Consider the following 10,888-nt stretch of genomic DNA (forward strand, 5'->3'; position numbering starts at 1 on the left):
GCCCAGAGGTACGGGGGGAACCCCGGCTCGTCGTGCCACGCCGATGACCAGTCGGCTCACTTCCTACTGCGCCATACGGCCCAGAAACGTCACACCCGACTGGCCGGATCGCCGTACCCGCTGGTCAGACGGTACGGAGGGGTCAGCGCCCGCCCGCCGACGCGCCGACGTCCATGGAGGCGTCCACAGCCTTCGCCGCCCCGGGCTGCCGAGCGGAACGGGGGCTCTGCCCGCCGCCGCCGTCCGCGCGGGCCTTCTCGCCACCGCCCCGGTTGTCGTTCTCGCGGCCGCGGTCGGTGCTGCGGCCGGCGTCGCGGTTGGTGCTATTCCTGTCGTTGCTCTTGGCGCTGTTCTTGTCGTTGCTCTTGTCGCCACGATTGCTGCCGCGGTTGCCGCTGTCAGAGCTGCCTAGCGTGTCGCCGCTCCTGGCGTGTTGGCGGCCACCGTGATTGCCGCCGCTTTGGTCGCCGTCCCGATCCCGGTCCCGGTGCTTGCCGTCGCCCATTCGATCGGACTGTGCGTCCATGTTGCCCTGGTTGGCCTGGTTGGACTGGTTGGCCTGATTCCCGCTCTTACCGGTCCCGTCGCGGCTGTCGCTCTCAGGACCGCCGGACCCGCCAGACCCGCCAGACCCACCGGACTTATCAGATTTACCGGATTTACCCTTGCCCAGCACGCGGTCGCAGTACCGGTCCACCTTCCCGGGGCCCTTCGCCTCGGTCTCCAGGTGCTTGCGGCGCGTGGCGTCGAGCGACCCGCCGCGATGGTCGCGGCAGGCGTCGGCCGTCCGGCGGGACTGGTCGGCCCGGTCCCTCGCCTTGCCCCTCCCCTTGTCGCCCGACCGCGCGCCAGGCTGACCGGGGGTGGTACCTGCGGGCCCGGAGTCCTCACCGGGCGTATGCGCGTGGCCCCCGCTCCCCGGGGGCGAGGTGGCGGACGGACCGAACTCGCCGGACAGCTTCGGAGGCACGGCCCGGTCGCTGGCCACGGGCCCCGGGGTGACCTCGCCCGAAACCGATGTGCTGGGCGAGGTGTCGTCGTCGAAAGGAGAGGGCAGCAGACCGGAGTTCGCCGCGACCGCGACACCGCCGAAGGCACCCCCGGCCATGGCGACGACGACGCCCAGACGCAGCGGTGTGCCCAGCCGCGTACGCAGCGAGGGGCGCGGCACGGCAGCCAGCCGTACGGTCCCCAGGAGATCGCCACCGGCCGCTGCCGCTCTGGCCTGGCGGAAGGCCGCCGCGGCGGCGGCCTCACCCGGCAGCTCGGCGCCACCCGGCTGTGCGGGGATACGCGGGCGGCCCGCGGCCCGCAGGGCCCGGCTCAGTCGTGTGGCCTGGGTACGGGCGTGTTCATCGGGGGGCTCGACCTGCTCGCCGCGCAGCAGACGCTCCGCGGTCTCCTTGTCGAGCCACTCGTACCGCTCGTCGGCCATCACATGTCCTTCTGCGTCCGCAGCCGTGTATCCGTCACACCGGCCGGTGCGGTCGAACCCGGTCGGGGCACACGCTGTGGAGGCAGGCCGTTCAGATCCGCCCGGCTTTCGGCGGGGCCGGAGCCCGTGTTCCCGCCATCCTCGCCGTCCCCGTCGGCGCAGTCCGCACCGTACGCTGTCGGCGCGCTCGCGGCCGAATCGGCGTATTCGGGCCGCTCGCCATGGTATGGGCCCTCGACGCCGAGGAGTTCGGCCAGCCGCTTCAGGCCACGGTGGGCCGCCGTGCGTACGGCTCCGGGCCGCTTGCCCAGGGTCTCGGCCGCGCTCTTCGCGTCGAGGCCGATCACCACCCGCAGGACGACCGCCTCGGCCTGGTCCTGGGGAAGCTGGGCGATCAGGGCCATGGCGCTGCCGGTGGCGAGGGCCTCCATCGCCTCGTCGGCGGTGTCGGAGTCGGCGGGTCTGCCGGTCAGTTCGGTCTCGTCGCCGCCGACGGCGGGGCGTCTGCCCCGCATCCGTATGTGATCGAGCGCGCGGTTGCGCGCTATGCGCGCGGCCCAGCCCCGGAAGCGGTCCGCGTCACCGCTGAACCGGTCCAGGTCCCGGGCGATCTGTAGCCACGCCTCGGAGGTCACGTCCTCTGCGTCCGGCTCGCCGACGAGAGTCCGTACATAACCGAGCAGCCGCGGATGCACCGTGCGGTACACAGTACGGAAGGCGCCTTCGTCCCCGTCCTGTGCCGCGAGCACCGCGGTGGTCAGCTCCGCGTCGTCCCCCAGCACTACCTCAACCTGTTCTGATGTGCGGTTGGTCATGGTGCGGTGTGCGGCTGGTCATCGCCGCCCGCGCGCCCCTGTATGCGAATGAGCACGCTACGTCGTTACCCCGGGCCGCGTCCATGGCTTGTACAACTTGCAACAAAATGCCGACTCAGTGCCTGTGTGACAGAAATCGCCCGCCCGGCGCTGAGTGAAGTACGGGGACGCACCGCGGCCCCGGCGGACGACGACCGGGGCCTCTCCTGTGGGGGGTGGCGGCCCCGGTCGTCCTTCCAACGTCCCCGGCGCAGCACGAGACAGGACAAGGCAGCGCGAGACAGAACAAGGCAGGACGGGGCAGACGAGGCGGGCCGGAGCCGGACAGGACGGACACGGGCCGTCAGCGCTGGACCCGGGCCCTTCGGGAGACGACCGCGCGCAGCACCCGCTGGCCCTCGACCGAGACATGCAGCGCCTGCCGCAGACCGGCGCCGCCCTCCCCGTCGGCGAGGATCTCCAGCACCCGGATCTGCCGCCGCAGCTCGCCGGTGACCAGTGGCCCGGCCCCGGTCGGTTCGCCCTCGCGGCAGCCCTTGAGCACCTCGATGACATCGGCCGCCGCCGGGGCTCCGGCGCCGGGGCGGCCCGAGTCGTAGCGGTGGTGGAGTTCCAGCGCGGCGACGGAGCAGTCGTCCGCCCACTCCCGCAGGGGGGCGGCCCGCCAGCCGGCGGGCGCGGCGCCGAGCATCTGCCGGACGAGGGCGGCGGCGTCGTCATCGGCGGCCCCGTACTCGATCGCCTCTCTGACCTCCGTCAGGCGCCCGGTCCAGTCAGCCGCGCCCGCGGGCAGTGCGGCCCACAGCGGGCGCAGTGCCTCCGCCTCGGCGAGGGCCGGTGGCAGACAGCGTTCCAGGCAGGCAAGCCCGCTCGCCGCCAGGCCACGTTCGTCCGCCTGTGTGATCAGTTCCCTCAGGCACATCGACGCCACTGACGCCTCCCATCCCGGAGCACTTCGTACGGCGAGTACACGCGCCCCATGGCTCATTCGCGTCACACCGACAAACCGGGAAACCCGTCCCTTCCAGCGATCTGAAGGACAGCTCATCGGCGCAGGGCTCGGGCCGCATGGCGCAAAGTACCCCCTTTGGGGCCCCCGCCGCCACGGTTGTGCGGAGCTGAGCAGTCTTGCACCTGTCGCGGTGAACTCCTTGCCGTATCCATCAAATAGGCGACAGTCACACACATATACGCCACATCTCTGTTACATTCTGGCCACCCGGATTCGGCGTGTGGATCACTGTGCTGATCCCGCCGGGGTCCTCCGGGGACCAGCGATGTGAGTCCGCGCACCCCCGGGCGGACTCACATCGCGGCGTTTCCCTCCGGGGCGGGTTCGGGGCGTGTTCCGGGGCGGGTTCGGGGCGGGTTCGGGGGCGTGTTCAAGCCCGTCGAGCACCGGACCGCCCGGCCCGGCCCGCGGCCGACGCCCGAACCCGGCCCGGGGTCAGCGGAGTTGGCCGGCGAGGGTGCGGAAGGCCGGCCAGGATCTGGCCGGGGTGCGCGGGTCCCAGAGCTTCTGCGAGGTCGCGGCGAGAGGGAGCGCGATGCCCTGGGCGATCTGCGCCGGGGTCTGCGACTGGGCGAGGTCGCACCAGATCGCGAAGCGCCCGCCCAGGATCTGCTTCGAGTACTTCGCGGCGACCGGGGTCGTCCCGCGCAGCACCAGCGGTGTCCACTGCTCGTAGATCCGCTGCCCGGTCGGATAGCGGAACTCGTTGGGCTCGCCGAGCACGTAGTAGAGGTACTCGTCGTTGACGTTCACCACCTTGTAGCCCTCGGCGAGGTACTCGGTCGGCGAGCGGGCGCCGATCTCCTTGCCGGTCCAGTACTCGACCTCGATGTCCTTGTCGACACTGACCTGCCCGCCCCGGAAGAAGCCGTCGTTCCACGCCTTGGGCTTCCGGTCCAGCGGGCGCACGATCGCCGCGCGGTCGTTGACCCAGGCGGTCGCCAGGTCCTGGACGCGGCCCTCGGGTCCGTACTCCCGCTTGGCGAGTGCCGCGAGGTGCGGGAAGGACGCCTCGGGGTTCCGGCGGGTGAGGGCCTGGTACTCGTCGCCGCCGAGGTGCCAGTACGGACCGGGGAACAGCTCGGCGTACTCCCGCAGCAGTTCGTCGACGAGCCGGGCGGACGCGGGCTGCCCGATGTCGATCGCGCCGGGCACCGTCCGGCCCGCCGCGTCCTTCAGCCGGAGCTGCGGATAGGCGGCGAGGACCGCGCCCAGATGGCCCGGGGAGTCGATCTCGGGGATGACGGTGATGTGCAGCGAGGCGGCGAGGGCGATGATCCGCCGGACCTCGGCCTTCGTCAGATGCTCGCGCGAGACGATCTCGGGGTGGGTGTCCGATGAGATACGGAAGCCCTGGTCGTCGGAGAAGTGCAGCCCGAGCTGGTTGAGCTTGAGGTCGGCCATCTCGCGCACCCGGGCCTCGATCCACTGGGCGGTGAAGTGCTTGCGGGCGGTGTCGACCATCAGCCCGCGCTGGGGCCGGTCCGGGGCGTCCCGGATGACGCCCTCCGGCATGGCGCCGCCGGAGCGGACGGCCTGTTTGAGGGTGCGGGTGCCGTAGAACACCCCGGCCTGGGCGGGGGCGGCTATCCGGACCCGGTTGCCCTCGGTGCGGACGGTGTACGACTCCGGGCCGCCCGGCTGGGACGACACGAGCGCCAGTTCCACATCGCCCGCGCGGGCGGCGGCCTCGCCCCGGTAGGCAATCTTCAGCTCCCCGGCGAGGAGCCGCGCCTCGTCGGCGAGCGCCGCACCGCCCTCGGCGACCACGACGCCGCTGCCGGGGCCAGGCCGCCAGCCGGGGCCGCGGGCGGGTTCATGCGTCCGTACGGCGGGAACGGTCGCGGGCGCGGTCGAGAGCGGATACGTCGCGGAGGGCGAGGGGCTCGCCGGAGCGGCGGGCGTCCGGCCGGGTTCCGTGGTGGTGCCGGAGCCCGCCTCCGTACGACGGGACTGCGGGGATTGAGGGGACGGGGAGGACTCACCGGGCTCGGCGCTGCCGCCGGTGCCGCCCGTATCGCCGGAACCGCCCGTACCGCCGCCGTCCCCGTTGGAGCAGCCGCCTACCGCCACCGACAGGGCGGTGGCCACGGCGACCGCCGCGCCGGTGAACCGGGCGCGGCCGGGGTGCGCTGGATGCCGTATCACTCGGATACCTCCCAGATGGCCCACATGGGGTAAATCGTGGAGTAACGCCCTAGTCGTCCATCACATGAATCGAAACTCTCCCGTCCGAGTGAAATTCGTGCATCCGTCGGACAGCTCATCGCACACATCGCTAGCGTTGGGACTCATCCCTCACTCCCTTCCCAGCGGTACCGCTGTTCTGTTCGAGGAGCCCACGCTGTCCAGCGATTCCCACGCCGGCCTCCCACAGCGCCCGCCGACTTTTCGCCGCATGAAGGACCCGCACCGTGCCGGGGACCTTCAGAGCCCTGCCGAACCTCACACCACTGCCGAGCCTCGCAGTGCCACCGGCCCGCACAGCACCGCGGACATACACCGCACTGCGGACATCGTCCCCCCATCCCCCATACCTCGGCAGCTCCAGCCGCCGCCGACGGGGCTGCTCCCCGGCGCCCCGGGCCCGGCGGGCTTCACCCCTATGGAGTACGGCGACACCGGACCGGAGCGCTTGAGCACCGGACTGGAACGCGCCAGCGTCGCATCGGAACGCCTCGGCACCGGACCGGAGCGCTCCGGCACCGGACTGGAGCGCTTCAACACCGCCGACGAGGCCACGGCACTCGCCACCCTCCTGGCCTGCTGCGGCAGCCGCCGCTGGGCCCAGCGGCTGGCCGATCACCGCCCGTACCCCGATCTCGACGCCCTGCTCGCCGCCGCCGACGAGGCCGGATACGACCTCACCCCCGCCGACCTGCGCGAAGCCCTCGCCCGGGAGCCATCGGCCGGGCCCCGCCAGGACGCGCCGCAGGCCGCGCACACCGCCTTCACGGCGGCCCATGCCGCGTACGAGAGCACTTTCGGCCACCCCTTCGTGATCTCCCTGGGCCCCTATCCGCCCCATGAGCACGTCGACCAGATCCTGGCCGGTATCCGCACCCGGCTCACCCATGAGAAGGACGACGAGCGGGCCGTGGTCGCCGAGGAGCTGCGCGGCCTCGCCCGTTCCCGGCTCGCGCGCACCATCGCCGGACAGCAGCCGGAAACCGGTGCCGAATCCGGCGTGACAAGGGCTTCCCGATAGGCCGTCCGAGGTTGTTTGATTGCCTGTTTGATCACACCTATGGCCCCCGGGCGAACGAACCGACATCTCGTCGCTACGATGGCCGGGGCCGGTGGACCGTACCCGGCCGGGCCAGACCGACCCCCCAAGCCGGCAGGCCCCAATCCCCGCTCCCGGAGGGCTCTTCCGTGCCGGCTGGAACGCTGTACCGCGGCCGGGAAGGAATGTGGTCATGGGTGGCTCATCGAGTCACCGGCGTCCTCATCTTCTTCTTCCTGTTCGTCCACGTGCTGGACACCGCTCTTGTCCGCGTCTCACCTGAGGACTACGACAAAGTCGTAGCCGTCTACAAGACGCCGATCGTCGCCCTGCTGGAGTACGGCCTCGTCGCAGCCGTCCTGTTCCACGCGCTCAACGGCCTGCGGGTCATCGCGGTGGACTTCTGGTCCAAGGGCCCGCGCTACCAGAAGCAGATGCTCTGGACCGTCGTGGGCATCTGGGTCGTCCTGATGGCGGGCGCGCTCTACCCCGTCCTCGGCCATGCCGTCCGCGAAGTCTTCGGGAGCTGAGGAAAGACATGTCTGCCGACACCTCGTCCGCGATCGGTCCCGTCGAGGGCGCCGCGTTCCCCGACGTGGACAACCCGGCCCCGCTCATCGAGCCCCCGCGCAAGCGCACCGGGAAGACCCCGCGCTCGACCCGCGGCAACTTCGAAATGGCCGCCTGGCTCTTCATGCGCCTCTCCGGCGTAGTGCTGGTCGTCCTGGTCATCGGCCATCTGCTGATCCAGCTCGTGCTGGACGGCGGCGTCTCCAAGATCGGTTTCGCGTTCGTCGCGGGCCGCTGGGCGTCCCCGTTCTGGCAGACCTGGGACCTGCTGATGCTGTGGCTCGCCATGCTGCACGGCGCCAACGGCCTGCGTACCGTGATCAACGACTACGCCGAGCGCCCGAACACGCGTCTGTGGCTGAAGGGCCTGCTGTACACCGCCACGGTGTTCACCATCCTGCTGGGCACGCTGGTGATCTTCACCTTCGACCCGAACATCCGCTAAAGCCGGGGCTGACGAACCACATGAAGATCCACAAGTACGACACCGTCATCGTCGGCGCCGGCGGCGCCGGTATGCGCGCCGCCATCGAGGCCACCAAGCGCAGCCGTACCGCCGTGCTGACGAAGCTCTACCCCACCCGCTCCCACACGGGCGCGGCGCAGGGCGGCATGGCCGCCGCGCTCGCCAATGTGGAGGAGGACAACTGGGAGTGGCACACCTTCGACACGATCAAGGGCGGTGACTACCTGGTCGACCAGGACGCCGCCGAGATCCTGGCGAAGGAGGCCATCGACGCGGTCCTCGACCTGGAGAAGATGGGCCTGCCGTTCAACCGCACCCCGGACGGCACCATCGACCAGCGCCGGTTCGGCGGGCACTCCCGCAACCACGGCGAGGCCCCGGTCCGCCGCTCCTGCTACGCCGCCGACCGCACCGGCCACATGATCCTCCAGACGCTGTACCAGAACTGCGTCAAGGAGGGCGTGGAGTTCTTCAACGAGTTCTACGTCCTGGACCAGCTCATCACCGAGGTCGACGGCGTCAAGGTGTCGGCGGGAGTCGTCGCGTACGAGCTGGCGACCGGTGAGATCCACATCTTCCAGGCGAAGTCCGTGATCTACGCCTCCGGCGGCACCGGCAAGTTCTTCAAGGTGACCTCCAACGCGCACACCCTCACCGGCGACGGCCAGGCGGCCTGCTACCGGCGCGGGCTGCCGCTGGAGGACATGGAGTTCTTCCAGTTCCACCCGACGGGCATCTGGCGTATGGGCATCCTGCTCACGGAGGGCGCCCGCGGCGAGGGCGGCATCCTGCGCAACAAGGACGGCGAGCGCTTCATGGAGAAGTACGCGCCCGTCATGAAGGACCTCGCCTCGCGCGATGTCGTCTCGCGCTCCATCTACACCGAGATCCGCGAGGGACGCGGCTGCGGGCCCGAGGGCGACCATGTCTTCCTGGACCTGACCCATCTGCCGCCGGAGCAGCTGGACGCCAAGCTCCCGGACATCACCGAGTTCGCGCGCACCTACCTCGGTATCGAGCCCTACACGGACCCGATCCCGATCCAGCCCACCGCGCACTACGCGATGGGCGGCATCCCGACGAACGTCGAGGGCGAGGTGCTGCTCGACAACACCACCGTCGTCCCCGGTCTGTACGCGGCCGGTGAGGTCGCCTGTGTCTCCGTGCACGGCGCCAACCGGCTGGGCACCAACTCGCTGCTCGACATCAATGTCTTCGGCAAGCGCTCGGGCATCGCCGCCGCCGAGTACGCCGCCGGGACCGACTTCGTCGAGCTGCCCGACGACCCCGCTTCGCTGGTCCGGGAGCAGGTCGAGCGGCTGCGGGAGTCCACGGGCGGGGAGCGGGTCGCGGACATCCGCCGCGAACTCCAGGAGACCATGGACGCGAATGTCATGGTGTTCCGCACCGAGCAGACGATCAAGACCGCCGTCGAGAAGATCGGCGAGCTGCGCTCCCGCTACCGGAACGTGGGCGTCCAGGACAAGGGCAGGCGCTTCAACACCGATCTGCTGGAGGCCATCGAGCTGGGCAATCTGCTCGATCTGGCCGAGGTGATGGCCGTCTCCGCGCTGGCCCGCAAGGAGTCGCGCGGCGGCCACTACCGCGAGGACTACCCCAACCGCGACGACGTCAACTTCATGCGCCACACCATGGCGTACCGCGAGGTGGGCGACGACGGCTCCGAGTCGATCCGTCTCGACTACAAGCCGGTCGTCCAGACCCGCTACCAGCCGATGGAGCGTAAGTACTGATGGCTACCCCCGTAATGGACAAGGTCGGGGCCACCGGCCCGGAGGCCGACGCCTCCCCCTACATCACGGTCACCTTCCGGATCCGCCGGTTCAACCCGGAGATCTCCGAGGACGCGGTCTGGGAGGACTTCCGGATCGAGATCGACCCGAAGGAGCGGGTGCTCGACGGCCTCCACAAGATCAAGTGGGATGTCGACGGCACCCTGACCTTCCGCCGCTCCTGCGCCCACGGGATCTGCGGCTCCGACGCGATGCGGATCAACGGCCGGAACAGGCTCGCCTGCAAGACGCTGATCAAGGACCTCAACCCGGAGAAGCCGATCACGGTCGAGGCCATCAAGGGCCTGACGGTCCTCAAGGACCTGGTCGTGGACATGGAGCCGTTCTTCCAGGCGTACCGGGATGTGATGCCGTTCCTGGTCACCACCGGGAACGAGCCGACGCGGGAGCGCCGGCAGTCCGCCGAGGACCGCGAGCGCTTCGACGACACGACCAAGTGCATTCTGTGCGCGGCCTGCACCTCGTCGTGCCCGGTGTTCTGGAACGACGGCCAGTACTTCGGCCCGGCGGCGATCGTGAACGCCCACCGCTTCATCTTCGACTCGCGCGACGAGGCGGGCGAGCAGCGGCTGGAGATCCTGAACGACAAGGACGGGGTGTGGCGCTGCCGCACCACGTTCAACTGCACGGACGCCTGCCCGCGAGGCATCGAGGTCACCAAGGCGATCCAGGAGGTCAAGCGGGCGCTGATCACGCGCCGCTTCTGACCCCCCGGCCCCGGTTCAGCACACCAGTCCCTCAGAAGTAACTCAGTTCGATACGGAGGGCTCCGCGTCCCGCCGACGGGTGCGGGGCCCTTCGTCGTGCCCGCCGAGGGCCGTCGGCCGGACGCCTTCACCGATGGCGGGCGGACCTGGCAGGATCGAGGGGGTCTCATGAAGTCGTGGCGGTAGAACGGGGATACGAAGATGACCGAGCCGAATCCGTACAAGTCCGAGGGCGAGCCGGAGTACCAGTGGGGGCCCGCGCAGCCCTACGGCTATCCGCAGCAGGGCAGCCCGGGGCACGGCTCTCCCCAGGACACCCCCGGCTACGGCTACCCGCACCAGAACCCCCCGCCGTACGCCCAGACGCAGCCGGCGGGGGTGCCGGTGCCCGTGTACGGGCCCCCGGCGGGCGGTACGCAGGGGGGCGGCGGCACACCGCTGGTGGCGATCGGGGACATCACCGTGCTGTCCGAGTCGATCGTCACCCCGTCGGGCACGATGCCGCTGAAGGGCGCGGTCTGGAACGCCACGGACATGTCCCGTACCGAGGAGAAGATCCCGACCTACGCCATCGTGCTCGCGATCGTCTTCGCCCTCGCCTGCTTCATCGGTCTGCTCTTCCTGCTGATCAAGGAGAAGCAGACCACCGGCTATGTCCAGGTCACGGTCGCCAGCGGCGGCAAGCACCACGCCACGATGATCCCGGCCCACCAGCCCCTTCTCTTCCAGCAGATCATGGGGCAGATCAACTACGCGCGGTCGCTGAGCAGCATGTGACGCCGAGCGGCGCGTGACGCCGTACCAGATGTGACGCCGTCAACTGACTGAGGGCCGGGGCACGTT

Annotated in this window: 10 protein-coding genes; 6 read left to right on the top strand and 4 right to left on the bottom strand. The window is 70.3% G+C overall.

Annotation, left to right across the window (positions count from 1 at the left end):
- Nucleotides 1-142 precede the first annotated feature (142 nt).
- From ACWF94_RS21245 to ACWF94_RS21260, 4 genes are all read right to left on the bottom strand, one after another.
- Complete coding sequence (locus ACWF94_RS21245) at nucleotides 143-1,435, bottom strand: hypothetical protein (RefSeq protein ID WP_453490482.1); 1,293 nt, start codon at nucleotides 1,433-1,435, stop codon at nucleotides 143-145.
- Nucleotides 1,435-2,217 (bottom strand): RNA polymerase sigma factor, encoded by a 783-nt coding sequence (locus tag ACWF94_RS21250; RefSeq protein WP_453490503.1) that lies wholly within the window; start codon nucleotides 2,215-2,217, stop codon nucleotides 1,435-1,437. Before ACWF94_RS21250 ends, ACWF94_RS21245 begins: the two co-directional genes overlap by 1 nt.
- Nucleotides 2,218-2,593: 376 nt before the next feature.
- Nucleotides 2,594-3,172, bottom strand: coding sequence for a hypothetical protein (locus ACWF94_RS21255; protein ID WP_453490505.1), 579 nt, complete (start codon nucleotides 3,170-3,172; stop codon nucleotides 2,594-2,596).
- Nucleotides 3,173-3,697: 525 nt separating this feature from the next.
- Complete coding sequence (locus tag ACWF94_RS21260; RefSeq protein ID WP_453490485.1) at nucleotides 3,698-5,410, bottom strand: beta-N-acetylhexosaminidase; 1,713 nt, start codon at nucleotides 5,408-5,410, stop codon at nucleotides 3,698-3,700.
- A 487-nt stretch (nucleotides 5,411-5,897) separates the two neighbouring features.
- Between ACWF94_RS21260 and ACWF94_RS21265 the strand changes: the two genes are divergently transcribed.
- The 6 genes from ACWF94_RS21265 (at nucleotide 5,898) to ACWF94_RS21290 (ending at nucleotide 10,822) form a co-directional block, all read left to right on the top strand.
- Complete coding sequence (locus ACWF94_RS21265) at nucleotides 5,898-6,470, top strand: 2-oxo-4-hydroxy-4-carboxy-5-ureidoimidazoline decarboxylase (RefSeq protein WP_453490487.1); 573 nt, start codon at nucleotides 5,898-5,900, stop codon at nucleotides 6,468-6,470.
- 167 nt (nucleotides 6,471-6,637) lie between these two features.
- Entirely contained in the window at nucleotides 6,638-7,018 is a 381-nt protein-coding gene (gene sdhC, locus ACWF94_RS21270; RefSeq protein ID WP_398520372.1) for a succinate dehydrogenase, cytochrome b556 subunit, read from the top strand.
- Nucleotides 7,019-7,026: 8 nt separating this feature from the next.
- Nucleotides 7,027-7,503, top strand: a complete 477-nt coding sequence (locus ACWF94_RS21275) for a succinate dehydrogenase hydrophobic membrane anchor subunit (protein WP_453490491.1) — start codon at nucleotides 7,027-7,029, stop codon at nucleotides 7,501-7,503.
- Between the two features lie 20 nt (nucleotides 7,504-7,523).
- Nucleotides 7,524-9,278 (top strand): succinate dehydrogenase flavoprotein subunit, encoded by a 1,755-nt coding sequence (gene sdhA, locus ACWF94_RS21280; protein ID WP_453490494.1) that lies wholly within the window; start codon nucleotides 7,524-7,526, stop codon nucleotides 9,276-9,278.
- Nucleotides 9,278-10,045: a succinate dehydrogenase iron-sulfur subunit gene (locus tag ACWF94_RS21285; RefSeq protein WP_453490497.1), complete on the top strand. Its 768-nt coding sequence runs from the start codon at nucleotides 9,278-9,280 to the stop codon at nucleotides 10,043-10,045. The genes sdhA and ACWF94_RS21285 overlap by 1 nt, the downstream gene beginning before the upstream one ends.
- Nucleotides 10,046-10,246: 201 nt before the next feature.
- Complete coding sequence (locus ACWF94_RS21290) at nucleotides 10,247-10,822, top strand: hypothetical protein (RefSeq protein ID WP_453490500.1); 576 nt, start codon at nucleotides 10,247-10,249, stop codon at nucleotides 10,820-10,822.
- The last annotated feature ends 66 nt before the right edge of the window (nucleotides 10,823-10,888 follow it).

The sequence above is a fragment of the Streptomyces sp. NPDC055078 genome (assembly GCF_053607985.1).

What these genes read in the sequence shown, in the direction of transcription:
- ACWF94_RS21245 (WP_453490482.1), bottom strand. Translation starts at nt 1,435, where the DNA reads ATGGCCGACGAGCGGTACGAGTGGCTCGACAAGGAGACCGCGGAGCGT.
- ACWF94_RS21255 (WP_453490505.1), bottom strand. Translation starts at nt 3,172, where the DNA reads ATGTGCCTGAGGGAACTGATCACACAGGCGGACGAACGTGGCCTGGCG.
- ACWF94_RS21275 (WP_453490491.1), top strand. Translation starts at nt 7,027, where the DNA reads ATGTCTGCCGACACCTCGTCCGCGATCGGTCCCGTCGAGGGCGCCGCG.
- sdhA (WP_453490494.1), top strand. Translation starts at nt 7,524, where the DNA reads ATGAAGATCCACAAGTACGACACCGTCATCGTCGGCGCCGGCGGCGCC.
- ACWF94_RS21285 (WP_453490497.1), top strand. Translation starts at nt 9,278, where the DNA reads ATGGCTACCCCCGTAATGGACAAGGTCGGGGCCACCGGCCCGGAGGCC.
- ACWF94_RS21290 (WP_453490500.1), top strand. Translation starts at nt 10,247, where the DNA reads ATGACCGAGCCGAATCCGTACAAGTCCGAGGGCGAGCCGGAGTACCAG.